Source organism: Pseudoalteromonas sp. SCSIO 43088, assembly GCF_023650795.1.
Classification (GTDB): domain Bacteria; phylum Pseudomonadota; class Gammaproteobacteria; order Enterobacterales; family Alteromonadaceae; genus Pseudoalteromonas; species Pseudoalteromonas shioyasakiensis.
The window spans coordinates 201096-226307 of record NZ_CP072675.1; the positions used below are offsets into that span (position 1 = coordinate 201096).

The 25212-nt window shown below is 41.8% G+C and carries 25 protein-coding genes; 13 read left to right on the top strand and 12 right to left on the bottom strand.

Features of this window, described 5'->3' with window-relative positions; all coding sequences use genetic code 11:
* Positions 1–92: 92 nt before the first annotated feature.
* The 5 genes from J8Z28_RS01005 (at position 93) to J8Z28_RS01025 (ending at position 5816) form a co-directional block, all read left to right on the top strand.
* On the top strand, positions 93–1907 hold the full coding sequence (locus J8Z28_RS01005) for an assimilatory sulfite reductase (NADPH) flavoprotein subunit (RefSeq protein WP_175083531.1): 1815 nt from the start codon (positions 93–95) through the stop codon (positions 1905–1907).
* A gap of 48 nt (positions 1908–1955) precedes the next feature.
* The gene (gene cysI / locus J8Z28_RS01010) at positions 1956–3653 is read left to right on the top strand and encodes an assimilatory sulfite reductase (NADPH) hemoprotein subunit (RefSeq protein ID WP_250659711.1); all 1698 of its coding nucleotides are present in this window, start codon (positions 1956–1958) and stop codon (positions 3651–3653) included.
* 38 nt (positions 3654–3691) lie between these two features.
* Entirely contained in the window at positions 3692–4432 is a 741-nt protein-coding gene (locus J8Z28_RS01015; RefSeq protein ID WP_062566680.1) for a phosphoadenylyl-sulfate reductase, read from the top strand.
* Between the two features lie 100 nt (positions 4433–4532).
* Positions 4533–5261 carry a substrate-binding periplasmic protein gene (locus tag J8Z28_RS01020; protein WP_062566679.1) on the top strand — a complete coding sequence of 243 codons (729 nt, stop codon included), beginning with the start codon at positions 4533–4535 and terminating at the stop codon, positions 5259–5261.
* Between the two features lie 12 nt (positions 5262–5273).
* Positions 5274–5816: a DUF4124 domain-containing protein gene (locus tag J8Z28_RS01025; RefSeq protein ID WP_062566678.1), complete on the top strand. Its 543-nt coding sequence runs from the start codon at positions 5274–5276 to the stop codon at positions 5814–5816.
* On the opposite strand, the gene J8Z28_RS01030 is transcribed toward J8Z28_RS01025, so the two are convergent.
* From J8Z28_RS01030 to J8Z28_RS01050, 5 genes are all read right to left on the bottom strand, one after another.
* A complete protein-coding gene (locus J8Z28_RS01030; RefSeq protein WP_130167794.1) occupies positions 5813–6058 on the bottom strand; it encodes a hypothetical protein in 246 nt (81 codons plus the stop codon). The genes J8Z28_RS01025 and J8Z28_RS01030 overlap by 4 nt on opposite strands.
* Before the next feature lie 81 nt (positions 6059–6139).
* Complete coding sequence (locus J8Z28_RS01035) at positions 6140–7027, bottom strand: DUF4097 family beta strand repeat-containing protein (RefSeq protein ID WP_130167795.1); 888 nt, start codon at positions 7025–7027, stop codon at positions 6140–6142.
* A 352-nt stretch (positions 7028–7379) separates the two neighbouring features.
* Positions 7380–10130, bottom strand: a complete 2751-nt coding sequence (acnA, locus tag J8Z28_RS01040) for an aconitate hydratase AcnA (protein WP_250659712.1) — start codon at positions 10128–10130, stop codon at positions 7380–7382.
* A 220-nt stretch (positions 10131–10350) separates the two neighbouring features.
* Positions 10351–10770, bottom strand: a complete 420-nt coding sequence (locus J8Z28_RS01045; RefSeq protein ID WP_250659713.1) for a hypothetical protein — start codon at positions 10768–10770, stop codon at positions 10351–10353.
* Positions 10771–10840: 70 nt separating this feature from the next.
* Positions 10841–11215, bottom strand: coding sequence for an RNA-binding S4 domain-containing protein (locus J8Z28_RS01050; protein WP_250660362.1), 375 nt, complete (start codon positions 11213–11215; stop codon positions 10841–10843).
* 235 nt (positions 11216–11450) lie between these two features.
* On the opposite strand from J8Z28_RS01050, the gene J8Z28_RS01055 reads away from it, so the two are divergent.
* On the top strand, positions 11451–11738 hold the full coding sequence (locus tag J8Z28_RS01055; RefSeq protein WP_250659714.1) for a hypothetical protein: 288 nt from the start codon (positions 11451–11453) through the stop codon (positions 11736–11738).
* A 57-nt stretch (positions 11739–11795) separates the two neighbouring features.
* Positions 11796–12458 (top strand): hypothetical protein, encoded by a 663-nt coding sequence (locus J8Z28_RS01060; protein ID WP_250659715.1) that lies wholly within the window; start codon positions 11796–11798, stop codon positions 12456–12458.
* Here J8Z28_RS01060 and J8Z28_RS01065 read toward each other — a convergent pair.
* The 5 genes from J8Z28_RS01065 to glnA all read right to left on the bottom strand — a co-directional run bounded on the left by J8Z28_RS01065 (position 12455) and on the right by glnA (position 17555).
* A complete protein-coding gene (locus tag J8Z28_RS01065) occupies positions 12455–12913 on the bottom strand; it encodes a cyclic nucleotide-binding domain-containing protein (RefSeq protein WP_054563446.1) in 459 nt (152 codons plus the stop codon). The two genes, J8Z28_RS01060 and J8Z28_RS01065, sit on opposite strands and share 4 nt — an antisense overlap.
* A gap of 25 nt (positions 12914–12938) precedes the next feature.
* A complete protein-coding gene (ntrC, locus tag J8Z28_RS01070) occupies positions 12939–14324 on the bottom strand; it encodes a nitrogen regulation protein NR(I) (RefSeq protein WP_062566672.1) in 1386 nt (461 codons plus the stop codon).
* An 18-nt stretch (positions 14325–14342) separates the two neighbouring features.
* Entirely contained in the window at positions 14343–15413 is a 1071-nt protein-coding gene (gene glnL / locus J8Z28_RS01075) for a nitrogen regulation protein NR(II) (protein WP_250659716.1), read from the bottom strand.
* 80 nt (positions 15414–15493) lie between these two features.
* Positions 15494–16015, bottom strand: a complete 522-nt coding sequence (locus J8Z28_RS01080; RefSeq protein WP_239963931.1) for a DUF4124 domain-containing protein — start codon at positions 16013–16015, stop codon at positions 15494–15496.
* A gap of 133 nt (positions 16016–16148) precedes the next feature.
* On the bottom strand, positions 16149–17555 hold the full coding sequence (gene glnA / locus J8Z28_RS01085; RefSeq protein ID WP_062566669.1) for a glutamate--ammonia ligase: 1407 nt from the start codon (positions 17553–17555) through the stop codon (positions 16149–16151).
* Positions 17556–18063: 508 nt separating this feature from the next.
* Here glnA and typA point away from each other — a divergent pair.
* The 3 genes from typA (at position 18064) to J8Z28_RS01100 (ending at position 20945) form a co-directional block, all read left to right on the top strand.
* Positions 18064–19887 carry a translational GTPase TypA gene (gene typA / locus J8Z28_RS01090; RefSeq protein WP_054552393.1) on the top strand — a complete coding sequence of 608 codons (1824 nt, stop codon included), beginning with the start codon at positions 18064–18066 and terminating at the stop codon, positions 19885–19887.
* 111 nt (positions 19888–19998) lie between these two features.
* On the top strand, positions 19999–20304 hold the full coding sequence (locus J8Z28_RS01095) for a hypothetical protein (protein ID WP_062566667.1): 306 nt from the start codon (positions 19999–20001) through the stop codon (positions 20302–20304).
* A gap of 215 nt (positions 20305–20519) precedes the next feature.
* Positions 20520–20945 (top strand): BLUF domain-containing protein, encoded by a 426-nt coding sequence (locus J8Z28_RS01100; RefSeq protein ID WP_054563454.1) that lies wholly within the window; start codon positions 20520–20522, stop codon positions 20943–20945.
* Between the two features lie 15 nt (positions 20946–20960).
* Here the strand turns inward: J8Z28_RS01100 and J8Z28_RS01105 are convergent, their stop codons facing one another.
* Positions 20961–22052, bottom strand: a complete 1092-nt coding sequence (locus J8Z28_RS01105) for an MBL fold metallo-hydrolase (RefSeq protein ID WP_250659717.1) — start codon at positions 22050–22052, stop codon at positions 20961–20963.
* A 133-nt stretch (positions 22053–22185) separates the two neighbouring features.
* On the bottom strand, positions 22186–22842 hold the full coding sequence (locus J8Z28_RS01110; RefSeq protein ID WP_054563456.1) for a DUF2959 domain-containing protein: 657 nt from the start codon (positions 22840–22842) through the stop codon (positions 22186–22188).
* 86 nt (positions 22843–22928) lie between these two features.
* Between J8Z28_RS01110 and J8Z28_RS01115 the strand changes: the two genes are divergently transcribed.
* The 3 genes from J8Z28_RS01115 to dtd are packed head-to-tail and all read left to right on the top strand — an operon-like array spanning position 22929 to position 25205.
* Positions 22929–23801 (top strand): virulence factor BrkB family protein, encoded by an 873-nt coding sequence (locus tag J8Z28_RS01115; protein WP_054563457.1) that lies wholly within the window; start codon positions 22929–22931, stop codon positions 23799–23801.
* 25 nt (positions 23802–23826) lie between these two features.
* Complete coding sequence (locus tag J8Z28_RS01120) at positions 23827–24780, top strand: alpha/beta fold hydrolase (RefSeq protein ID WP_250659718.1); 954 nt, start codon at positions 23827–23829, stop codon at positions 24778–24780.
* The gene (gene dtd / locus J8Z28_RS01125; protein ID WP_130167197.1) at positions 24768–25205 is read left to right on the top strand and encodes a D-aminoacyl-tRNA deacylase; all 438 of its coding nucleotides are present in this window, start codon (positions 24768–24770) and stop codon (positions 25203–25205) included. The genes J8Z28_RS01120 and dtd overlap by 13 nt, the downstream gene beginning before the upstream one ends.
* Positions 25206–25212 lie beyond the last annotated feature (7 nt).

The window sequence follows — 25212 nt, forward strand, 5'->3', positions numbered from 1 at the left end:
ATTGAGTCTTTAAAGTCGAAAAAATTGTTCGCGAAATGACAGTAGCAAGTTCGTTTCGCAGTTAACTTTTCAGGGTTACGAGGAATAAATTCATGTTGTTAAGTCAACTAAATGCAGCGGCGAGCCCGCTATCGCAAGAGCAAGTACAGAAGCTGCAAGGCTTAGTGGCTGAACTTAATCCAATTCAGCAAGCGTGGGTAAGTGGTTACTTAGCTGCGAATGCCAACGCAGGTGCATTAACCGGTGGTGTTGCTGCCACTCCAGCTGCAGGTGATGCACCGCCGCTAACTATTTTATACGGCTCGCAAACGGGTAACGCAAAAGGCGTGGCGAGCAAGTTAAAAGAGCAGGCAGAGTCGCGCGGTCTAACTGTTAAGCTAGTAAACATGGCTGACTACAAACCAACAGCCCTGAAAAAAGAAAAGTTTATCACGGTTGTTGTTTCAACCTACGGTGAGGGTGAGCCACCAGAAGACGCTGAAAGCCTTCATGAATTCTTAACAACTAAAAAAGCACCTAAACTAGATGGTGTTAAAGTGGCTGTGATTGGCTTAGGTGATTCAAGCTACGAGTTCTTCTGCCAAACAGCAAAAGATTTTGAAGAGCGTTTTAACAAGCTTGGCGCAGAAACTATTTTCCAGCGTGCTGACCTAGATGTAGATTACGATGATGAAGCAGCTAAGTGGATTGATGGTGCACTTGATGCGTTTGAGCCTGATCTTAAAGCGCAGCAACAAGCAAGCGGTGGTCAAGTTGTGGCTATGCCATTTGGTGCAGCGGCACCAGCAGCAAGCCAATACACCAAGCAAAACCCATTTGCTGCAGAACTAAGTGTTGTGCAAAAAATTACCGGTCGTGACTCAACTAAAGATGTGCGTCATGTTGAAATCTCATTAGAAGGTTCAGACATTACCTATACACCTGGTGATTCGCTAGGCGTTTACTTCTTAAATGACGAAGCGCTTGTTGATGAAGTACTTACCCTTACACAAGTCGATGCATCTAGCACGGTTAAACTTGGCGACGAAGAGCTAACTATTCGTGATGCATTAATCGAAAAATTAGAATTAACTCAGTCGTATCCAGGTTTTGTTGAAAAATACGCAACAGCAACTGGCAGCCCTGATTTATTAAAGTTAGTTGAAGATAAAGCGGCAATGCGTGAGTACATCGAACCTCGCCAAATCTTCGATATTATTCGTCAAAACCCAGCTCAGCTTGAAGCACAAACCTTAGTAGACTGCTTACGTAAACTACAAGCACGTTTATATTCGATCGCATCTAGCCAAGCAGAAGTTGAAGAAGAAGTTCACTTAACTGTGGGTCTGGTTGAGTTTGATGCATTCGGTAGCGAGCATTTAGGTGGTTGTTCTGGCTATTTAGCACGTCGTGCTGAAGAAGGCTGCAAAGTAAAAGTATTTAGCGAGCATAACGATAACTTCCGTTTACCGGCTAATGATGAAACGCCAATTATCATGGTAGGTCCGGGTACGGGTATTGCACCATTCCGCGCGTTTTTACAAGAGCGTGATGCTCGTGAAGCAAGTGGTAAAAACTGGTTATTCTTTGGTAACCCACACTTTACTCAAGACTTTTTATATCAAGTAGAAATTCAAGGTTACTTGAAGTCAGGTTTACTGACAAAAGTGGATGTGGCGTTTAGCCGTGACCAAGCGGAAAAAGTATATGTTCAAGACAAACTTCGCAAAAACAGCCAAGAAGTATTTGCTTGGTTAGAAGCGGGTGCTCATTTCTATATCTGTGGTGATGCAAACCGTATGGCGAAAGATGTTCATCAGGCGCTTGTCGACATTATCAAAGAAAATAGCGGCAAAGATGATGAACAAGCTGAGCAATATTTAAAAGATTTACGTAGCGCAAATCGCTATCAGAAAGACGTGTATTAATCACGTTTAAAGCTAACAGCCGTCACTGTAACAAATTTAGGAAATACCATGAGCGAACAAGACAAAAACGTAAAGCTTTCTGATAACGAGCGTTTGAAAAGAGAAAGTAACTTTTTACGTGGCACAATTGAGCAAGATTTAAAAGACGAGATCACAGGTGGTTTCACTGCTGATAACTTCCAACTGATCCGTTTCCACGGCATGTACCAGCAAGATGACCGTGATATTCGCCCTGAGCGCGCTAAACAAAAATTAGAGCCGTTACATAACGTAATGTTACGTGCTCGTATGCCTGGCGGTATCATCAAGCCAGAGCAATGGTTAGCAATTGATAAGTTTGCTGAAGAGAAAACCAGTTATGGCAGTATTCGTTTAACCACGCGTCAAACTTTCCAGTTCCATGGTGTGCTTAAGCCAAATATTAAAGGCATGCACCAAATGCTTAATAGCGTGGGCATTGATTCAATTGCAACGGCGGGCGACGTAAACCGAAACGTATTATGTACAACGAACCCTGTTGAATCTGAGCTGCACCAAGAAGCTTACGAGTGGGCTGCGAAGATCTCTGAGCACCTATTACCAAAAACTAAAGCATACGCTGAAATTTGGTTAAATGGCGAAAAGAGTGAAACCACAGAAGAGCCAATTTTAGGTTCAACTTACTTACCACGTAAGTTTAAAACCACAGTAACAATTCCACCGAACAATGAAGTGGATGTGCATGCGAACGACTTAAACTTTGTAGCAATTGCAGAAAACGGCAAGTTAGTTGGCTTTAACGTGTTAGTGGGTGGTGGTCTTGCGATGACTCACGGTGATACCGCAACGTATCCTCGTAAAGCAGATGACTTTGGTTTTATTCCACTTGAGCACACGTTGAAAATTGCTGAGCACGTGGTATCTGTACAGCGTGACTGGGGTAACCGCTCTAATCGTAAAAATGCGAAAACTAAGTACACACTTGACCGTGTAGGTTCTGATGTATTTAAAGCAGAAGTTGAAAAACGTGCTGGTGTTAAATTTGAACAGAGCCGCCCGTATGAGTTCACTCACCGTGGTGACCGTATCGGTTGGGTTGAAGGTATTGATGGCAAGCACCACTTAACGCTGTTTATTCAAAGTGGCCGTATTTTAGATTACCCAAATCAACCGCTAAAAACAGGCTGCCGTAAAATTGCTGAAATTCACCAAGGTGATTTCCGCATGACTGCAAACCAAAACTTGATCATCGCAGGTGTTCCGGCTGATCAAAAAGCGGTAATCGAAGAGATCGCTCGCAACCATGGCCTGATTGATGACAGCCATACAGAGCAGCGTAAAAACTCAATGGCGTGTGTGGCATTACCAACGTGTCCGTTAGCGATGGCTGAAGCTGAGCGTTATTTACCAAGCTTAATTGAGAAAACTGAAGCGTTATTAGCTAAGCACGGCATCAGCGATGACAACATCATTATGCGTGTTGTGGGTTGTCCGAATGGCTGTGGCCGCGCAATGTTGGCAGAAGCGGGTCTGGTTGGTAAAGGTCCAGGAAAATACAACGTGTACTTAGGTGGTAACCGTGAAGGCACGCGTATTCCAAAACTGTATTTAGAAAATGTTGGCGAAGACGTATACCTAGACGCATTCGATAAGCTAATTGGCCAATGGGCAAGTGAGCGTAATGAAGGCGAGTGTTTTGGTGATTTTGTAATTCGCAAAGGCATTGTTGCTGAAGTTAAAGTTTCAGTAACCGATTTTCACGCATAATTTTATAAGCGATACCGCTTTAAGGTTTGGAATTAACCATGAGTGAATTTAAAAACATCTTAACGATGAGCAAAGAAGACCAAACAGCCATGTTGGCTGATATAAATGGTCTTCTGGCTGATAAAAGCGCAGAAGAGCGTGTTGCATGGGCACTTGAAAACTTACCAAGCACACACTTTTTGTCGTCGAGCTTTGGTATTCAAGCGGCGGTGATGTTGCACTTAGTAACATCGCAGCAGCCAGATATTCCTGTGGTACTGACTGACACTGGTTATTTGTTCCCTGAAACCTATCAGTTCATCGAGCAAATGACGGAGCGACTTTCGCTTAATCTAAAAGTTTATAAAGCTGAGCTTAGCCCTGCGTGGCAAGAAGCGAAGTTTGGTAAGCTTTGGGAGCAAGGTGAAGAAGGCATTAAGCAGTACAATCAACTGAATAAAGTTGAGCCAATGACTCGTGCCTTAAACGAGCTGGGTGCAGGTACTTGGTTTAGTGGCTTGCGTCGCGATCAGTCATCTAGCCGAGCTGATAAGCAAATTGTTGAAATCAGCCGAGGGACTGTGAAAGTGTATCCGCTTATTGAGTGGAACAACCGTGACATCTATCAGTATCTAACTAAACATGATTTACCTTATCACCCACTTTGGGAGCAAGGTTATGTGTCGATGGGCGATGTTCATACAACCCGTAAACTTGAACCGGGCATGACAGAAGAAGAGACACGTTTCTTTGGTTTAAACCGTGAATGTGGCTTACATATCGATGGTGATGGTATCTAATCCTAAATTCCTATCAGAATTTTCGTAAAGCGCAACCTAGGTTGCGCTTTTTTTGTGCTATTTATATACAATCCCTGGCTCAATTTTATGAGAGAAAATTATGAGTCGTGCTGTTGTTTTTTTATTGTTGTTTTTAATTGTGCCTTTAGTGCGAGCAGAAACTTTGAGGGTTGCGCTTTATGACACGGATTACCCGCCATATCATTTTGCTGACAGTAGTCATAAAGGGCTTGTTGATGAGTTATTAATTCGTTTTGCTGAGAAATATAATCATGATATTCAATACATGCTGGTACCTGAGGTGCGTTCACAGCATTTACTTGATGAAGGCAAGGTTGATGTACGCTTAGAGTCTGAGCAATGGTATCGCGGAAATAAGCAATACTATTGGAGTGATAGTATCGCTGTTGTAGAAGATATTTTAGTGATGCCGAGTGGTTGTCATATTCCAGCTATTGATGAGCTAGGTGGTTATGTGTTGATGGCCCGCTTTGGCTACACCTATCCGCAATTTGAAGCGTTGTTTGCATCTGGAAAATTGCACCGTGAGGACTTTTATTCAGAACTAGATATGCTGAAGGCTTTAGTCGACATGCAGCAAAATCAACGTGTTGCTGTGATCGCAAAAAACACACTACAGTGGTATGCCTCAAAAAATAATGCTTTTAAAAAATTCACGGTGAGTGATTACAGTGTTGGTAAGGCTCCGATGCAATTACAGTTTACTTACAATGAAAAAGGGAAGCGCATGAGCGAGCAATTTAACGAATTTATGAAAAATCTTAAATCATCCGGTGAATTTGCTAAGATTGAGAGTAACTACCAATAATCGGTAAATCGAATGATTAAGCGTTTTTGTTACCTTGCCGTTATGCTGCTACTAACCAGTGTTGCGCTACTGTTTTACATTAAAAAGCCAGACGGTAAACCTTACCTAGAGCTGAGCATGTTCGAGCGTTACTCAGACAAAGTAAGTGGCGATGTGAGTGATTTTGCTTCGCAAAGTGCCGATACACTTACCAGCCAAGCAAAAAAGCTCACTGAGAAGTTGAGCTTGAGCAAAGACGCAAATTCATCTGTCGTCGTGTATAAATGGCAAGATGAACATGGTCAGTGGCACTATGCTGATACCCCTCACCCTAATTACGTAAGTACTGCGGTAAGTTTAGATCCTAACGACATAACAGTGTTACCCGCAGAGACATTTCAAGCTGATGAAGAGCAACCAGCAACCGTTAAAACTGACGAAACATCTTCAACGCTTGGCGTATACGACCCTAAAAATGTACAAAAGATGATGCAAGACGCTGAGCAAGTAAAACAGCTTATGGAGCAACGTAACAAGCAACTTGAACAGCAGCTTAAAGAGCAAGGTGGAAATTAGCTCTGTTTGTTCTGTGCTTTGAGGTCACTTTCCATTTTCATCAGTAAAATAGTGAGATAAATTTTGGTAGGCAAAGAGAATAGCACACCAACGGCAATACACGCTGCGCTGATCATAATGCCATGTATACCCATACTATCACTTAAGTAATTACCAGCTAATAAAGAATGCCCCAATATAATTAGGCAAATACCTAAAATAATAAAGGTTTTTAAGATTCGAATGATAGTTTGTTCGGTCATACAAGCACCTCACTTTAGCCTTAATTAAAGTGTAGGTGCTGTTGTCATTAATAGGATTGTTCTAAATCAAGCAATTGTCGGTTATTTGTCCAACTTTACTGGGCCGTTGATGTTATCGATACTTAAATCACCTGAACCCGCTTCGATAATTGTCAGGCCGAGTGTGTCATCCACATAAATGCTGCCAGAGCCATCGGTAATGGTAACCAGCCCTTTGATTTGTCTTACATCTATATCACCAGAGCCATCTTCGATAGTAAGCGCACCAGCCAATGTTTTAATGCTGATACTACCTGATTCATCAATAATACGTGCAGGGCCTTGGCTGTTTTCGATGCGGATATCACCAGAGTCATCTTCAATATCAATACGCCCTTGCCCTTGGTCTATCATAATTGAGCCAGAATCGTCATCAATGCTGATATTGCCGCTGACATTGCTAATGCGAATATCCCCCGAGTCATCATCAATATTAATAGTGCGACCACCTTCGATCACAATTGATCCTGAGTCATCATCAATGCTGATATCGTTTTGCATTGCACGTATCACGATATCACCTGAGTCATCATCGATATCCAAGTTAAGGGTACTAGGCACAGAGACGATTAAATCAATATGAGGTGATGAGCCACTGTAAAACGATAAGCTACCATTATTGAGCTTACTGATAAGCTCTGCGGTGTCGCCGTGCTTTTCGAGGGTTAGTGTATAAGTCTCATCGCCTTTAGCCGCATAGATATTAGCATTCACTGTGATAGCCGTGGCGTTATTGTCGCCTTTGATGATCAGTGAACCGGCTTCGGCATCGATTTTTAGCTCGTTTATATTGGCAGCAGAAATGCTTAAGTCTTGTTGTTTTTGTTCTGCGATTTGACCCGGAGAGACATGAATAACACAGCCCGTTAATAATAAACTTGATGAAATGGCCGTTGCGCAAATTGCGCGTTTGAATGATGCAATAGTCATATGGATTCCAAAATTATTGTGATTGTTATCTGGTTAGCATTTGCAAACTATGGTCCAATTTTAACATGCTGATTTTTATGTGCTTTTCATTTTTTGTAAATAAGTGTGTTGGTCTAAACTGCAATTTATACCAATTCGCTTAATTAAGTGGTCTATTTTGAGGCAATAAAACCTCGTTGATAACAAGGCAAAAATTTCGTTATTTAGTTTGTTCTAAATCAGAAATTTTTAACGCAGGTAGCGACAGGTTTAATCCCTCAAAATGATTAAGTATTATTGCGGATTGGTATTACTGGTGTTTTAAACAAAAAAAGGGGCTGAAAATTCAGCCCCTTAGTTAACTTAAAAGCAATTACTGCTCAGCCAGCATATTACGCAATACATACTGTAAAATACCGCCATGTTTGTAGTAATCCCACTCTTTAGGGGTATCTATACGCACATCAACACTAAAGCTAATTTGTTTGCCTTCACTGCTAGTGGCAATCACACTGACTTCATTGGTTTTGTCGTATAAGCCTTCAAAGTCGAATGACTCTTGGCCGGTTAGACCCAGTGACTCATAGCTTTCACCTTCTTTAAATTGTAGGGGTAAAACACCCATACCAATCAGGTTTGAACGGTGAATACGCTCATAGCTTTGTGCAATAACGGCTTTAACACCAAGTAAAAGTGAACCTTTAGCAGCCCAGTCGCGTGATGAGCCTGTGCCATATTCGGCGCCCGCTAAAATAATCAGAGGCGTGCCATCTTGCTGGTATTGCATCGCTGCATCATAAATACTGGCGAGCTCATCGCTTGGTTGCATGCGGGTCACACCACCTTCGGTCCCCGGTGCTAATAGATTACGTAAACGCACATTCGCAAAGGTACCGCGCATCATTACTTCGTGGTTACCACGACGCGAACCATACGAGTTAAATTGTGCTTTTTGCACGCCGTGTTCTTGCAAGTAAAGACCTGCTGGGGCATCCGCTTTAATCGCACCTGCTGGCGAGATGTGGTCAGTGGTAACTGAGTCACCTAATTTTGCTAAACAGCGCGCACCACTAATGCTCGGAATACCAGGAGGCTCAATCTCCATGCCATCAAAGAAAGGTGCTTTTTTGATGTAGGTTGACGCATCATCCCAATCATAAAGTTTGCCATCAGGAATTTGAATTTTCTGCCAACGATCATCACCTTGATACACATTGCCATAACTTGATGCGAACATTTCTTTGGTTACAGTTTCGCGGACGAGCTCGTTTACTTCACTAACACTTGGCCAGATATTTTTTAGATAAATGTCATTACCATTAGGGTCTTGCGCAAGCGGCTCATTGTAAACGTCGATATCTGTACGACCCGCAATTGCGTATGCAACCACAAGGGGTGGTGACGCTAAGAAGTTCATTTTCACATCTTGGTGAATACGCCCTTCAAAGTTACGGTTACCCGATAAGATAGAGCTTACAACCAGTTTATGCTTTTGAATTGCATCGGTGATTTCATCAGCTAGTGGGCCTGAGTTACCGATACAGGTTGTACAACCATAACCGACAAGGTTAAAGCCTAAGGCATCTAAGTCATCCATTAAGTCGGCTTTTTTCAAGTAATCAGTCACCACTTGTGAGCCTGGAGCAAGTGAGGTTTTAACCCATGGCTTAACCTTTAATCCTAATTGTTTGGCTTTTTTAGCCACTAGGCCAGCAGCTAAAATAACACTTGGGTTTGACGTGTTTGTACAACTTGTAATTGCAGCAATGACACAAGCGCCATCATTAAGCTCAAACTCTTCGCTTTTAAAGTTAACCTTAGCTGCGCCCATAAACTGTGCTTCGTTTACTGGCTCATCAGGGTTGGTGGTTGGGCCTTCATCTTCAATGCGCGCCTCTTGAACATCGCTTTTATCGCGATGTTGCATACGTTCTTCTTGAAAGCCTTTTAAGTGCTCACCAATAATGCTACCTGCTTTATCAAGGGCAATTCTATCTTGCGGACGTTTAGGTCCGGCAAGGCTTGGCACGACATCATCAAGTGATAATTCAAGCGTATCTGTGTAGTGAGCTTCATCGCCAGGGTTACGCCATAAGCCTTGGTGCTTAGCATAGTCCTCGATGAGTTTAAGTTGCTTGTCATCGCGGTTTGTTAAACGTAGGTAGTTAATGGTTTCATCATCAATTGGGAAAATACCGCAGGTTGCACCATACTCAGGCGCCATGTTTGCGATAGTTGCACGGTCTGCAAGCGGTAAATCAGCAAGACCATCACCATAAAACTCAACAAATTTACCCACTACGCCATGGTTACGCAGCATTTCTGTTACGGTTAGTACCAAGTCTGTTGCAGTTGTGCCTTCTGGCAGGCGACCATTGAGCTTAAAGCCAACGACCTGTGGAATAAGTAAGCTGATTGGTTGACCAAGCATTGCGGCTTCGGCTTCAATACCACCCACACCCCAGCCTAATACCCCAAGACCATTTATCATGGTAGTGTGCGAATCGGTTCCGACTAGGGTATCTGGGTAGGCGAGTGATTTACCATTTTTACTATCGTTAAATACCACGCGGGCTAAATATTCTAAGTTAACTTGGTGTACGATGCCGGTTGCTGGTGGCACGACTTTCAAGTTATCGAAGGCAGTTTGCCCCCAGCGTAAAAATTCGTAACGCTCTTTGTTACGCTCATATTCAAGTTTCGCATTTAAGTCGAATGAGCCATCTTCACCGTAGCCGTCAACTTGCACTGAGTGGTCAATAACAAGCTCAGCAGGTGACAGCGGATTAATTTTTGCAGGATCGCCGCCAAGTTTTTCCATGGCATCACGCATCGCGGCTAAATCGACAATGGCGGGTACGCCGGTAAAATCTTGCATTACAACGCGAGCAGGCGTAAACGCTACTTCTGCTGATGGTTTCGCTTGAGGGTCCCAGTTTAGTAAAGCATCGATATCTTGCTTTTTAATATTAACGCCATCTTCATTGCGCAACAGGTTTTCAAGTAAGATTTTTAGAGAGAATGGCAGACGTTTTGCTTTGTCGCCTAAACCTTGTAAAGAGTGAATATGATATTGCTCACCATTAATCGTAAGCTGTTTTTGGGTATCAAAACTGTTATTCATTATTTGCCCCTGTGGTTTGAGCAAGCAATTTGGCTTGCTTTGTTGTTTCCTTTTCGAAATAGACACAGTGTTGTTGCAAACTTAATACCAGCTGAGAAATTCATCTAGCTGATGAAAAAATATGCTACCTAATATAGTTGCTGCTGATGTGATTTATTTCAAGGGAAGGAGGCAGATAAAAAGGGTAGTCACTTTAAACTACCCTCAGAAATAAGTGTTTTTAGTTAAGCCAGTTATGTTGTTTACCTTTATGACTAATAAACAGTAATAGTAAACCAATAACGATAACACACAATGGCATTGCTAATGCGCTAGTACCAAACATAGCAAGGCTATCTATCACCACAAAATTATAATATTGCTGGACTAATACGGCGATAAACGAGATTAAAAATAACTCGCGCGCAAGGGCTTTTTTTGCCAGTAATAAGATGCTCGCGAAGCTTGCTGCAAACACGGCTATCGCAAAGGCAGTCGTTGACCAGAGCGGTATGTCGCGGTATGCGGCTTGTTGTGCTTCGGGGAGTTGGTTAATCATTTCGGGTGTGATCAACAGTTGCATTACGAACGCAATGACACCTAAAAGATTCCATACAAGGGCTGCCCAAGCAAGCGGCTTGAGCCAAGCTGGAGGGTTCATAAATCACCTTTTATTGTTGTTATAATCGCATTCAATTAAAGGTGATTTATGCTAACTAAGCAAGCTCTAGTTAACCAAACGAGATAGGGCGGCGACCGGTTTTTTCGTCTACTTTTGGCTTTTTAGTACGTTTACGCTTTGATTTTTTTGGCGCTTCTTCAGCGCTTTGTGGTTGTGCTTTTTGTACAGGTTCCGGTGGGCGAGGATTTGGTGTTGCATCTTCGCTTAGTGTCAGTTGGAACAACTCACCATCGAATGCCAATACGTCACCACTGTATAATTTTTTCCGTTTTATTGTACAAATTTCATAGTTAACCCCAACATAACCTTCACCAATTAAGGCTTTTGCTTGGCCGCCTGTTTCGACTAGGTCGAGCACTTTTAGCAAGTTACATAACTCTATTGGCTCTTCTTCTAGTTCAATTTCGATGAAATTTTCGTTCATGTTGGTCTCTCTTAATTCAATCGCAGCCATTATAAAGCCTAGCACTCAATTGAACCAAGATTAAATTTTTAAGCTCTTCAAGCGGTTAAAATTTGCAGCAATAAATAATCTGACATTTTTATAAACAGTAAAAAAACTGCAGTATTTACTGGGTACACTGCGCGCGTTTGGAATTGGTGTACAAATTGCTAAATGCATGTCCGTTTCATTTTTTATTCGTTCAGGAGAAGTTGTAATGGGCGTAAGATCAGCGCTAAGAAAAGAGTTAATGGGTTTGCAAGATTCGTCATTGCTTGCTGCAGATGATGTGCGAGCTTTGTTAACGCAAACAATTAAGTCTCAGCCTGAAAAATCAGAACAAGGTTTTGCGTTAATTTCGCGCTTTAATGATAACCATAGCCAGTTAAGTTCAGGTGAAACAAACAAAGAAAAGCTGCTTCATCATCAAACTCACCGTTTATTTAAAGATATTCTATATACCCGTCAAAGTGTTAATAGTTGGCTAAAAAAACATCTTAATTAATTGATTTATTGTTTTTCTCACTTTAGACTACATTTGTAATCCAAAGTGAGAAAGAACATGAAAAGGATAATTTCAGCAGCCATATTTTTAATTTTGGCAGGTTGTCAGCAAGCTACAGTCTACGTATACACAGAAAACCTTGAACAGTCGCAGTTGCAATCATTAGAGCAAGCATTAGATAAACAAAGCTTACCCTATGAATATACCCAGCTTCCTGTGCCAAGAGAGTTTACCGATGCAACCTTAATGCTATCGAGCGATAAAATTCTTACTCATGAAGCCGAGCAACTAGCTGACATTATGCAGGAACTGGGTTATCAAGCTGAAATTAAATACACCACAGATGCTAATCACTTTTACAATCATGGCAATATTGGCTTTTACTTAAGAGCTAAAAATACCACTACCAGTTTTACTATGCCGGCTCGTGTGCTCACCACTGGATGCGTTGAAGACAAGTATAATGATCTTGCTGTTACATTTAATGATAAGCAGGCGCACTTTACCCTTACAAGCGGGAGAAAAGTCTCCCTAGATTGGGGTTATTTATATGGCTACCTAGTCATTTATTATAAAAATTATTCGCAAACATACAGTCATTTAACGCCTAAAGTGAGCACTCCTTTTGGTATGAAACCATCAGATACTTACCGTTACACCGCACGTGTTAATAGCCCAAGCTGGTTAAATTGCTCATTACAAATTGTGTATATGGACTAGCTTCGCGACTCAAGGTAATTACTAAGCTTAGTAATACGCTCACTCATGCCTTCGATGATGCGATCTTTAATTTTCTCACGGATCACATTGGGTAAGCGGGTGAGTGCTTCAGGGGAAATAGCTAACAAAATGGTATCGACTCTAGCGCGTGCGCTGGTACTGTGCTCTCGGTTATTGATAAAAGCACCTTCACCGATAAATTCACCGGGCTCAATGGTACCAAGTTCGAGTAAATGACTTTGTTTGAATACCATCAGTGATCCGCTTAGCACGATATAAAGCCGTTTATCAGCATCGTATTGTTTAAAAACAGCCCGGCCTTGTTTGACCAAATACAAATGACTGAATGACTCTAATAACACTTGTCGTTCACTGAGAGTAAACTCTCTAAAGAACGACAATCTGTTAATAATTTCCATTTGTTTAATTAGTGGAATGTGCTCGATTAACTTCATTGACTCACATAGGTATAGCGCGAAATTAGCTAATATTGCGCTCTTTTAGCTTGCGGGTCAATGTATTGCGGCCCCAACCAATCTTCACTGCGGCTTCTTGCTTGTGGCCAGCACAGTTGGCAAGGGCGGTTTTAATCAAACGAGTTTCGAGTTGTGCTTGAATGGCAGGCCAAATATTTTCTTTGCCTTGTTTAAGTTCAAGGTTAAGCCATTGTTGAAATGCATCCAGCCAATCACCTTCTTGCTCAGTCGGTGCAACAGCAACAATCTCTGGTGGTAAATCTTGCTCGCTGATCAGTTCACCCGGTGCCATAACCGTTAACCAGCGGCAAGTATTCTCTAATTGGCGCACGTTACCTGGCCAATTGAATAAGCGCAGTTGCTCAGTAGCTTTAGGGCTTAAAATTTTGCTTTCAACCTGCAGCTCTTTGGCACTTTTATGTAAAAAGTGTTGTGCTAGTCGTTCAATATCTTCAGTACGCTCACGTAGCGCGGGTAAGCGTAAACGCACCACGTTTAAGCGATGGAATAAGTCGTCACGAAACTTACCTTGTTTTACCAAGTCTTCGAGGTTTTGGTGCGTTGCAGCGATAATACGTACATCAACTTTAATACTTTGATGACCACCAACACGGTAAAACTCACCATCGGCTAACACGCGTAATAAACGCGTTTGTACATCGAGCGGCATATCACCTATTTCATCTAAAAATAAGGTGCCGCCATTCGCTTGTTCAAAACGGCCTTTACGAATACTGTCGGCTCCAGTGAACGCGCCTTTTTCGTGACCGAATAACTCTGACTCGACCAATTCTTTTGGAATGGCAGCCATATTCAAAGCTATAAATTGGTTTTCTTTACGAGGGCTGTGGTTATGCAGGGCACTTGCAACTAGCTCTTTACCTGTCCCTGACTCACCATTAATCAGCACGCTCATACTTGATGCTGATAATTTACCAATTGCCCTAAACACCTCTTGCATAGCAGGCGCTTCGCCTATGATATGCGCATTGGTTTGTGGTGCTTGCTTACGTTTAGTTTTTTTCGTTGAATTAGCACGGCATGCGCTTTCAACCAGCGCGACAGCTTCATCTAAATCGAACGGTTTAGCGAGGTACTCAAATGCCCCTTTTTGGAAAGCATTTACCGCTGAATCTAAGTCTGAGTGAGCGGTCATGATGATCACTGGCAGGCCAGGGTTTTGCTCAGCAATAGTCTCAAGTAACGCCATGCCGTCCATACCCGGCATTCGTACATCAGATACTAATACCGTTGGCTGGCTAAACTTTAATGCATTAAGCACATCTTGTGCGTTCGCATAGCTTTCAGTTTCAAATCCTGCACGTGCCAACGCTTTCTCTAGTACAAAGCGAATTGAGGCATCATCATCAACTAACCAGACTGTTTTCATGACTACTCCAAAAAACCATTAATCCGTAAAAGGCAAATAGATATTAAATTCTGTATGGCCTGGCCAACTGTCACAATCAATGTGGCCGTCATGTTGGTCAACCAAGGTTTGCGCTATCGATAAACCAAGCCCTGATCCATTTTCTTTGTTGGTGATCATTGGGTAGAACAAGGTTTCACGTAAGCTCTTGTCTATACCTGGGCCGTTATCCGAAATTTGGATCAGCAAGGTTTTTTTCGGCGCCTTACCTGGGCGCCTGTGTTGATGATTGATACGGGTTTTTATTCTTATCTCGCCACCATCAACCAGTGCCTGTTGTGCATTACGAATAATGTTCAGTACCACTTGTTGAATTTTACTTTGGTCAATGTACACACTCGGTATACTTGGATCATAGTCTTTCACTAAAGTGATATTGGCATTGTTATCTAACATGCTCAGTTTAATCACTGACTCTAACGCTTGGTGAATGTTGCCATAGGATTTATGTGGCAATTGATTCGGACCAAGTAAGCGGTCTACAAGCTCGCGTAAACGGTCTGCTTGTTCAATGATTAATTCGGCACATTGATCACGTTCTTGCTGATCAACCTCATACTGCAATAATTGCGCCGCTCCGCGAATTCCACCTAAAGGATTTTTAATTTCGTGTGCTAAACCACGAATTAGGTTACGTGCTGCTTGATATTGATGCATTTGATTCGAAGCTTGATCGTGGCGAATTTCATCATCCATTTGGCGGCATTCAAACAAAATATAATTTTCATCATGGCTGCTTATTCGGCGCGTGCTAATGGTCAGTTTGGCATGGCGTGAATCGACGAAAACCACGTCAGCTCTATGCTGGTGGCAATCAACACCATCGAACAACGAATACTGAGCAATGCGTTTTAAGTCTATCGAGTGGTAATTGAATAGGTTATCGAACGGTTGGTTGATAATGCGCTTGGGCCCTAAACCTAAAAGCTCACTGGCGCTATCGTTTGCATAAACCAGTTTAAAATCTCGGTCGAGTAAAATGACAGCAGTACTTAAATTTTTCCAAATACTGTCGAGCACTTCAGAGTTAAAATGTGTTTCACTGAGCATGGTTGCACCATTTTAGTGCGTTTCAATTTAGTGCAGCTTAGCATACTCTTTTTACTTTGCGAGAAGTCATGTCAAAAACCTTAGTTTCCGCCATAAATTGAGGTTCTGTGCATGAAAAAGGTGCTGACTGGGCTAACCGAAACGAGTTTATTATTAGCATCATAAAGTTTAGCTTGTAATGTGTGTTCTCCACGCTCGACCTCTCTTAGTGCAAAGGTCGTGCTATTACTTGGTGCACCATGGGCAGAACCATCAAATAAAAGTTGTACTTTAAATCCGTTTTCAAAGCGTGGGCTAATTCGAGCAGTGACATACACTGAACCGGTATTTTCTCGCACGGTCGCTTCATTAGCAGGAGAAGCAATACTGACTTTAAATTTGACAGGTGTCGCACTTGGTGCGCTATCAAGTATGCTGGTGTCGGTAGCTGGCATGGTCAGGTTTTGGGTATTCATCTTTACTTCGGTAGCGCCAGGGCGCGGTGTATCAGAAAATACTAAAACGCCGTTTTTATCTTTCCAAGAATACACTTTCTGCGCTGCGCTATAGCCAAAAAAGCTTATAAAAATCAGCGATAGTACCAATAAAGTTGTGCTTTTCACCCTGCAACCCTGCATTTTTTAATCTAAATAAAACTGTAGAGTAGAACCCGCTCAATTACCATTAAAAAAGCCCGCAGAGCGGGCTTGAGAACACACATTTATTATCTTTCAGATAATTCTGGTACAGCGTGTGTTACACGCTGTAGTACATTTCGAACTCAACAGGGTGAGTTGTCATGTTAAGTTTTTCAACTTCTTGACCTTTAAGCGCGATGTATGCATCGATTAGGTCATCAGTGAATACGCCACCTTGAGTTAAGAACTCACGGTCAGCGTCTAATGATGCTAGTGCTTCAGATAAAGAAGATGCAACTTGTGGGATCTCAGCTGCTTCTTCAGCAGGTAGATCGTATAAGTCTTTGTCCATTGCATCGCCAGGGTGGATCTTGTTTTTGATACCGTCTAGGCCAGCCATAAGCATTGCAGAGAATGCTAAGTATGGGTTAGCTGTTGGATCAGGGAAACGTACTTCGATACGACGTGCTTTTGCAGAAGGTACCACTGGGATACGGATTGAAGCAGAACGGTTACGTGCAGAGTATGCAAGCATCACTGGTGCCTCGAAACCTGGTACTAGACGCTTGTATGAGTTAGTTGACGCGTTAGCGAATGCGTTGATTGCTTTAGCGTGCTTGATGATACCACCGATGTAGTAAAGTGCTTCTTCAGATAGACCTGCATATTTGTCACCAGCGAAGATGTTTACGCCATCTTTACCTAGAGATTGGTGACAGTGCATACCAGAACCGTTATCACCTACGATTGGCTTAGGCATGAATGTCGCTGTTTTTCCGTAAAGGTGAGCCATGTTATGGATAACATATTTCATCTCTTGGATTTCGTCAGCTTTTAATACCATTGTATTGAAGCGAGTTGCGATCTCATTTTGACCTGCAGTTGCTACTTCGTGGTGGTGAGCTTCTACTACTTGACCTAGTTCTTCAAGAACTAAACAAGTCGCTGAACGCCAGTCATGTGATGAATCAACAGGTGAACACGGGAAGTAACCGCCTTTAACACCTGGACGGTGACCCATGTTGCCACCTTCGTAATCTTTATCTGAGTTCCAAGCAGCTTCTACAGAATCGATTTTGTACATAGAACCAGACATGTCTGATTTGTATTTAACGTCATCAAAAAGGAAGAACTCTGGCTCTGGACCGAATAATACAGTGTCAGCAATACCAGTAGAGCGCATGTACTCTTCAGCGCGTTTTGCAACAGAACGTGGATCACGCTCATAACCTTGAAGTGTTGAAGGCTCAACTACGTCACAACGTACGATTAGTGTAGCTTCTTCAGAAAATGGGTCCATTTTCGCAGACTCAGGAACAGGCATGAGTACCATGTCTGATTCGTTGATACCTTTCCAGCCAGCAATTGAAGAACCGTCAAACATTTTGCCGTCTTCGAAGAAATCTTCATCAATTTGATGATGAGGAATAGAAACATGCTGTTCTTTACCTTTGGTATCAGTAAAGCGTAAATCAATGAACTTAACGTCATTTTCTTTGATAAAATCTAAAACCGATTGTGACATGTGTCCTCCAATTGTTGGGTTTTATTTTTTGCTGCATTATTGCTTTTCGCTTATATAAGCTGGTTTCGTGCCATTTTTTTAACACCTTGTTTAGACTTACAAAAAACAAACAAGGCTTTGTTTTGTTAACTTCTATTGCACTAAGTTGGTGCGTAAAAAGATCATTCTGGTGCGTAAAAAGTGCGACCTTGTTTTGCACAATTATTGAGCGTGCCAATTTTTCTGTTATGAACACGATTTAGTGCCAAAATATGGTTCAAAAACGAAAATTTCGCCAGTTTTGAGCTAAGATTCACTTTAATTTTCATAAATTTGTCATTTATAAAACAGATACTTATAAAAAGCCTGAAGAAAGTTTATAAATTTATATTGGATAAACTTTCATCCATGCCATTATTAAGGGATAATATGCGCCCTTTTAAATCCTATGCTGGGACATCTGGTGAAAACGCAGGTGAGTGCGTAGATCTTGCAGGATCAATGAGATTCAATTTCTCTGAGAAAAAATATGAGCATCGAAAAGTTAAGAAATATAGCGATTATCGCCCACGTTGACCACGGTAAAACAACTTTGGTTGATAAACTGCTTGAGCAATCAGGCACATTAGAAACGCGCGGCGGTAACGAAGAGCGCGTAATGGACTCAAACGACATTGAGAAAGAGCGTGGTATTACCATTTTAGCTAAGAACACAGCTATCTCTTGGAACGACTACCATATCAATATCGTAGACACCCCAGGACACGCCGACTTCGGTGGTGAAGTAGAACGCGTACTTTCGATGGCTGACTCAGTATTACTACTTGTTGATGCTCAAGAAGGTCCAATGCCGCAAACGCGTTTCGTAACGCAAAAAGCATTCGCACAAGGTTTAACGCCGATTGTTGTAATCAACAAAATCGACAAGCCTGGTGCACGTCCTGACTGGGTTATGGACCAAGTTTTCGACTTATTCGATAACTTAGGTGCAACTGATGAACAGTTAGACTTTAAAGTAATCTATGCATCAGCTATCAACGGCTGGGCAACAATGGATTTAGACGAGCCATCAGATAACATGGAACCAATGTTCCAGATGATCGTTGACGAAGTATCTCCACCGGATGCAGATCCTGAAGGTGCTTTCCAAATGCAAATTTCTCAGCTTGACTACAACTCATACATCGGTGTTATCGGTGTAGGTCGTATCAAGCGTGGTACTGTTCGTCCTAACCAACAGGTTACTGTTGTAAGCGCAGACGGTACTAAGCGTAACGGTAAAGTTGGCCAAGTAATGAGCTACTTAGGTCTTGAGCGTCATGAAGCAGAATCTGCAGGCGCAGGTGACATCATTGCAATCACAGGTCTTGGTGAGTTGAAAATCTCAGACACTATCTGTGATGTAAATACCGTTGAAGCATTACCACCGCTAAGCGTTGATGAGCCTACAGTAACAATGACGTTCTCTGTAAACACATCACCATTTGCTGGTAAAGAAGGTAAATTCGTAACTTCACGTAACATCCTTGAGCGTTTACAAGCTGAGCTTGTTCACAACGTTGCATTACGTGTTGAAGAAACTGACAACCCAGATAGCTTCCGTGTTTCTGGTCGTGGTGAGTTACACTTAGGTATCTTAATCGAGAACATGCGTCGTGAAGGTTACGAGCTTGCTGTATCTCGTCCACAAGTAATCCTTCGTGAAGTTGATGGTCAAAAAGAAGAGCCATACGAAACACTTACAATCGACTGTCAAGAAGAGCACCAAGGTTCTATCATGGAACAAATTGGTCTTCGTAAGGGTGAACTAACAGACATGTCTCCAGATGGTAAAGGCCGTGTACGTATGGACTTTATGATCCCAAGCCGTGGCTTAATTGGTTTCCAAACTGAATTCATGACATTAACGTCTGGATCTGGTCTTCTTTACCACACATTCGATCACTACGGTCCACATAAAGGCGGTACTATCGGTGCTCGTAAGAATGGTGTAATGATTGCTAACGCAACAGGTAAAGCACTTACTAACGCATTATTCAACTTACAAGACCGTGGTAAGTTATTCATCGGTCACGGTGTTGAAGTTTACGAAGGTATGGTTATCGGTATCCACAGCCGTGACAATGACCTAACAGTAAACGCGCTTAAAGGTAAGCAACTTACAAACGTTCGTGCATCTGGTACAGATGAAGCACAAACGCTTGTTCCACCACTAAACTACACGCTTGAACAAGCGATTGAGTTCATCGATGATGACGAGTTAGTGGAAGTGACACCTGAGAACATCCGTATTCGTAAGCGTCACTTAACTGAAAGTGAGCGTAAGCGTGCGAGCCGTGCAGCTAAAGACTAATAAGGTCTTTTAGTTTCACAAAATTAAAACCGCCGTATTGAAAAATACGGCGGTTTTTTGTTGTAATGATTAGCCGTCAGCTCTCAGCTGTCAGATCGAATGGAAGATTAAATGTTTTTTGGGTATGAGTTTTATTACTGGCTCGGATGGTTAGCGATAACAGTTCTCGCTGCAAAGAAATATGGCTATCTAGGCTTGTTCATTGCGCATTGCATCATTTTTGTGAGTGTATTTGCTAGTGACTTACGCTATGTGTCGCAACTAATGTCCCAACCTGAGTGGGATGGTAATCCTGACCTTGATATTATTTTTCTTGTTGGCGTAATATTTCGTACTATAGTGATTAATGTTTTATTGCTACCTACAGGAATTTTAGGAAAATATTTCCATAACAAAGTTAATACCACTGGAATTTAGCCTAAGCTAATTTTCTAGGAGTAAATTGTTCCAACATTGCTATCAGAATTGTAGCTTTACTTATTTTGTTTGTATTTCTAACCTAGTTAATTTGTTTATTGAGCAACTCGCAACTCGCAACTCGCAACTCGCAACTCGCAACTCGCAGCTAGCAACTTTTTACTAACTCCCCCATCTGTACTATCTTTTCTAAATCCAACTTGCAGGAGAGTAAGATGTATTTAGTTAGACTGATTTACACAAGTGAAATTAGCGATGGGTTTGGGCCCAATGACATCGAAGATATTCTCGAGAAAGCTAAGCAGAATAATGCAGAAAGTAATGTAACTGGGCTACTTTGTTTTAATAGTACCCACTTTATGCAATGCCTTGAGGGGTCACGAAAAGCGGTGAATGAAACTTATCATCGTATTCTTAATGACAAACGTCATTGCAATATAATTATGCTGAACTATTGTGAAATTTATGAAAGAGAGTTTGAAAATTGGTCTATGGGTTACATTCCTTACACTAAACAAGTGACCCCTATTAACCTTAAATACTCAGGTACCAGCGAATTTAATCCATTAGCCATGTCGGCAGGAAGCGCCCATAAACTTATGTTGGCTTTACGGGACTCATTGCTCAAACATACTATGTAGGGCTTGTAAGTGTCACTACAGTGACACTTGCTCACCTTCATTCAATATGTAAAGAGGGACTTGGCTGTTCATCTGTTTTTGCATATGCAGTAATCTTAATAATGCAGAGTGGCTTGAATGGTCACCCATTTGCCAGCTTGAGTTGCCATAACCCCATGGGATCATCACTTTACAACTTAGCTCATCTGCGGCGTTTAAGCTGTCTTCTGGCGTTGTATGAACATAGCGATACCACTTACCGTTTTCTTCATGGTAATAAGAAGCGATAGGCATTAAACATACATCAATCTCGCCGTATTTTTGATTAATATCTTGGAAGTGTTTTGAGTAACCGGTATCACCAGCAAAAAACAAGGTTCTACCATTTTGCTCAAGTAACCAACCATTCCATAAATCTTTATTGTGGTCGTCGTAAATGAAAGGCACCATAATGCGACTGCTAAAATGATGAGCTGGCAGCGCATGAATCGTTAAATCATTAATTTGTGTACTTGCGTACCACGCCATTTCTGAAATATTAAAGCCACCCGTCGGGAAGTTATCTGCAAAGCCTAATGGCACTAAGTAGCGGGGGGTATTGCCAATCTCTTCTATATCCGCCTTGTTAAAATGGTCATAGTGAATGTGTGAGTACATTACTGCATCTAAGTCATTAAGTTCAGCATGTGATGGCCAAAAACCAGGTTTGCGATAAATGCCCCCAGCAAGCTTAAAGGCAAAGTCTACGGGCGAATCAAACTGATCTTTAACTGGGTCAAACAACAGCTGCTCACCATTTGGTGATTGAATATAAAACCCAGCATGACCTAACCAGCGCACCGTAAAACCTGAATTGATTGCAGGCACATTTTGTTCTGCGTGAAACTCGCATTGTGAGTTACTGTCGTCGCACACAAGGAGTTCTGATGCTTCATAGCAATTGTCAGTGCAGGTTGTTGGGTATTCTTTATCACCCGGATAAAGGTTGTGGTAGCGACCTTCGTACTCACCCTCTGTTTTTAACGGAGTGATAGTGCCTTCACCGGCAATAACATTAACAGTGTTTGAATTACTGCATGCACTTAAAAGTGCTGCTGCAATAAGTGTTGAGAGTGTTTTTAAATGCATACCATGCTTACTTTTTATTCTTTGCAGTGAGTTTAGCAAAATAAAATTTAAGATAAATCATTAAAAAGTAACAAGAGGTTACATAAAAAAGCCTACGTTTAAGTAGGCTTTTTTTATGAATAGCTTGAGCTGATTAGCCCGCTTTGTTCATTTGCTCAATGAACTTATTAGAGTCTTCGATAGATTTGTTCATGTCGTCCATTAACACTTTTATATCGCGTTTTAGGCTTGTGAACTCACCTTTGATAGCAGTTACAGCTTGTGCGTTTAGATTATGTTTTAAGTACAAAACATTATCATGAAGTGATGATAATACCGGCTCCATTTTGCTTTCTGCGCTGCGCATAGAGCGAAGTAGTTGATCAAATTGGCGCTTAGTTGCATTGAGCTTTTTGCTGCTTTCACGTTTAAGAGAGGCGCTTTTGTATTGCTCTAGCTCATCGGCCCACTCATCAAATAGCGCTTCAGCGACATCTTCTACTTTATTGATATTGCTTGTTACGTCGTTTGCTGCCGCGAGGCTCGACTCGTAATCATCATTCAGTTGATTGTAGGCATCTTGTAGTTCACCACCATCAAAGTTAATCAGCGTGGTTAATCTGTCTAATGCTGATTGAAACTCTTCTTGTGATTCTTGCTGTGCTTCTTTTGTTTCTTCTACGCGGTCTACTAAAATGTCGCGTTTATGCACACCGACAGACTCCATGGCTGAGTAATAAGCTGACTGACAGCCTGATAATGCCATTGTTACTGCAAATAGTGGTGCACTTAAAAGTGTCAGTTTTTTCATTGAGAATCCTTTTTAGGTACCTTTCATTTCAAATTATGTGGTGGATTGCTATGATTATCAAAACATTTTAGCAGAAATTAGATTCTATGGATGAGAAGCTCAGTCGATATAAGTTGCAATTAAGCACTTTTTTAAAGCAACAACCTACTTGGTGGATGCAGTATCTTAATCGTTGTATTGACGATCAAATCACTGTTAATGCTGGGTACTTGGCTTATGTGACCTTATTATCAATCGTGCCTTTAGTCGCGGTTGGTGTTGCTATTTTTTCTGCTTTTCCAGGATTCGAAAGCACGTTAGTGACCATAGAAAACTTCTTGTTTACTAACCTTGTGCCGACCTCTACAGATGTAATTAAAGAGCATATCAGCGCTTTTGCCGGTAATGCGAATAAAATGACTGCCGTTGGTGTGGGTTTTTTAGCGGCGGTATCTTTGTTACTTATTCGCAATGTCGATGCTACATTAAATCGAATTTGGCGTATTAAGAAAAAGCGCCCAATGATGATTTCGTTTGCCGTTTATTGGATGGTGCTTAGTTTAGGCCCTGTGTTATTAGGGGCTAGTATTGGTGTTACTTCATACATCGTGTCGTTAGTGTCGTTTGCCGATCAAGGTATCCCCGGCTTTAGCGGCTTTTTATTGAAATTATTACCTTACATAATTTCAATGATTGGCTTCATTATGCTCTATACTTTAGTTCCTAACACACGAGTTCCATTTAGAGCGGCAATTCCGGGCGCTTTGTTTGCAGCTATGTTGTTTGAGCTGACAAAAAAAGGCTTTGCTTTGTACATCAGCCACTTCCCATCATACGAAGTTATTTATGGGGCGTTGGCGACAATCCCTATTTTATTTGTATGGGTGTATTTGTCGTGGATTGTCGTATTACTCGGTGCAGAATTTACTGTATGTATCAGCCCTGAGAATATCGAGGACACGCCTGATATAGAGGTTTAAATTCACTGCACCTAAGGAGAGCGAGGTGCAGTTACATCCACAATATGTTGCCAACCGTGATTATCACTTGAGTGTTGGCGATGGTCATCAAATCCATGTGCAAGAATATGGTGCGTCTACTGGGATTGCTGTGGTGTTATGCCATGGCGGGCCTGGTGCGGGTCTATGCCCTGAAAACTGCCGCTTTTTCGACTTAGAACGTTTTCGGGTGATCATGTTCAGCCAGCGTGGCTGTGGTCACTCAACCCCGCATGATATCTCTCAAAATACCACCTCAGAGTTAGTCGCAGATCTCGAGTTTTTACGCAATCAGTTGGGTATTGAGAAGTGGCTGGTGTGTGGCGAATCTTGGGGGGCAACCTTAGCGCTCGTATATGCAATTAAGCACTGGGAACACATTTCGGGGCTTATTCTACGGGCAAGTTTTTTAGCTTGTAACAGTGATTTTGAGTGGCTTTACACAACAAAAGGAGCTGGCGCGCATTTTTACCCTGAGTGCTTTAATGAATTTGCACATGATTACACTGATTGGCATGCCTTACTCGATTTTTATCAGCAACAACTAAACAGTGACGATCAAATTAAAGCCAGTAAATTTGCCAAGTTATGGTGTCATTGGGAGCAGGTACTATGTCATGGTGAGCCTTTGACAAACTGGAGTTTACAGGAGCCCCATGTCGGGTTAAATCAAGCAAAATTAATGGTGCATTATTTTCGTCATCACTGTTTCATTGAAGAAGGCTTTATCGCAGAAAATGCACATCTACTGACTCATTTACCTATTTGGTTTATTCATGGCCGCGCCGATTTGATCTGTCGATATAGTGCCGTACAGCAGCTTGCTGAACAGTTAAATGCACAATTATTGATTTTAGATGGCATTGGGCACAGCAGCGATAATCAGGTATATTTGGCGGCAATGCGACGGGCCGCAGATTTAATGTATATCAAGTTATCGAGGGATCAATGCAAGGCTTAATTCAAAGAGTAAAACAAGCAAAAGTAGAAGTGGCAGGTGAAGTAGTTGGTGAAATTTCACAAGGTATTTTGCTGCTATTAGGTGTTGAAAAACAGGACACCGAGCAAAGCGCCCAGAAGCTTTTACACAAAGTCAGCAATTACCGCATTTTTACCGATGAACAAGGAAAGATGAATTTAAGTTTGAATGATATCAAGGGTGAGCTTTTAGTGGTTTCGCAGTTTACCTTAGCAGCCGACACTAAAAAGGGTATGCGTCCAAGCTTTTCAAGTGCTGGCACGCCAGAACAAGCCAATACACTCTATGAGTATTTTATTGCAGAGGCTAAAAAAGCAGGCTTAACAGTGGCTACCGGGCAATTTGGTGCTGATATGCAAGTAAGCCTATGTAACGATGGTCCCGTTACTTTTAATTTATCTGTTTAGCAGACAG

What these genes read in the sequence shown, in the direction of transcription:
- J8Z28_RS01100 (WP_054563454.1), top strand. Translation starts at nt 20,520, where the DNA reads ATGTATTTAGTTAGACTGATTTACACAAGTGAAATTAGCGATGGGTTT.
- J8Z28_RS01105 (WP_250659717.1), bottom strand. Translation starts at nt 22,052, where the DNA reads ATGCATTTAAAAACACTCTCAACACTTATTGCAGCAGCACTTTTAAGT.
- J8Z28_RS01045 (WP_250659713.1), bottom strand. Translation starts at nt 10,770, where the DNA reads ATGAACCCTCCAGCTTGGCTCAAGCCGCTTGCTTGGGCAGCCCTTGTA.
- J8Z28_RS01065 (WP_054563446.1), bottom strand. Translation starts at nt 12,913, where the DNA reads ATGAAGTTAATCGAGCACATTCCACTAATTAAACAAATGGAAATTATT.
- J8Z28_RS01005 (WP_175083531.1), top strand. Translation starts at nt 93, where the DNA reads ATGTTGTTAAGTCAACTAAATGCAGCGGCGAGCCCGCTATCGCAAGAG.
- J8Z28_RS01115 (WP_054563457.1), top strand. Translation starts at nt 22,929, where the DNA reads ATGGATGAGAAGCTCAGTCGATATAAGTTGCAATTAAGCACTTTTTTA.
- J8Z28_RS01020 (WP_062566679.1), top strand. Translation starts at nt 4,533, where the DNA reads ATGAGTCGTGCTGTTGTTTTTTTATTGTTGTTTTTAATTGTGCCTTTA.
- J8Z28_RS01025 (WP_062566678.1), top strand. Translation starts at nt 5,274, where the DNA reads ATGATTAAGCGTTTTTGTTACCTTGCCGTTATGCTGCTACTAACCAGT.
- J8Z28_RS01060 (WP_250659715.1), top strand. Translation starts at nt 11,796, where the DNA reads ATGAAAAGGATAATTTCAGCAGCCATATTTTTAATTTTGGCAGGTTGT.
- J8Z28_RS01095 (WP_062566667.1), top strand. Translation starts at nt 19,999, where the DNA reads ATGTTTTTTGGGTATGAGTTTTATTACTGGCTCGGATGGTTAGCGATA.
- glnA (WP_062566669.1), bottom strand. Translation starts at nt 17,555, where the DNA reads ATGTCACAATCGGTTTTAGATTTTATCAAAGAAAATGACGTTAAGTTC.
- typA (WP_054552393.1), top strand. Translation starts at nt 18,064, where the DNA reads ATGAGCATCGAAAAGTTAAGAAATATAGCGATTATCGCCCACGTTGAC.
- ntrC (WP_062566672.1), bottom strand. Translation starts at nt 14,324, where the DNA reads ATGAAAACAGTCTGGTTAGTTGATGATGATGCCTCAATTCGCTTTGTA.
- cysI (WP_250659711.1), top strand. Translation starts at nt 1,956, where the DNA reads ATGAGCGAACAAGACAAAAACGTAAAGCTTTCTGATAACGAGCGTTTG.
- J8Z28_RS01030 (WP_130167794.1), bottom strand. Translation starts at nt 6,058, where the DNA reads ATGACCGAACAAACTATCATTCGAATCTTAAAAACCTTTATTATTTTA.
- J8Z28_RS01055 (WP_250659714.1), top strand. Translation starts at nt 11,451, where the DNA reads ATGGGCGTAAGATCAGCGCTAAGAAAAGAGTTAATGGGTTTGCAAGAT.
- J8Z28_RS01050 (WP_250660362.1), bottom strand. Translation starts at nt 11,215, where the DNA reads ATGAACGAAAATTTCATCGAAATTGAACTAGAAGAAGAGCCAATAGAG.
- dtd (WP_130167197.1), top strand. Translation starts at nt 24,768, where the DNA reads ATGCAAGGCTTAATTCAAAGAGTAAAACAAGCAAAAGTAGAAGTGGCA.
- J8Z28_RS01110 (WP_054563456.1), bottom strand. Translation starts at nt 22,842, where the DNA reads ATGAAAAAACTGACACTTTTAAGTGCACCACTATTTGCAGTAACAATG.
- J8Z28_RS01035 (WP_130167795.1), bottom strand. Translation starts at nt 7,027, where the DNA reads ATGACTATTGCATCATTCAAACGCGCAATTTGCGCAACGGCCATTTCA.
- acnA (WP_250659712.1), bottom strand. Translation starts at nt 10,130, where the DNA reads ATGAATAACAGTTTTGATACCCAAAAACAGCTTACGATTAATGGTGAG.
- J8Z28_RS01015 (WP_062566680.1), top strand. Translation starts at nt 3,692, where the DNA reads ATGAGTGAATTTAAAAACATCTTAACGATGAGCAAAGAAGACCAAACA.
- glnL (WP_250659716.1), bottom strand. Translation starts at nt 15,413, where the DNA reads ATGCTCAGTGAAACACATTTTAACTCTGAAGTGCTCGACAGTATTTGG.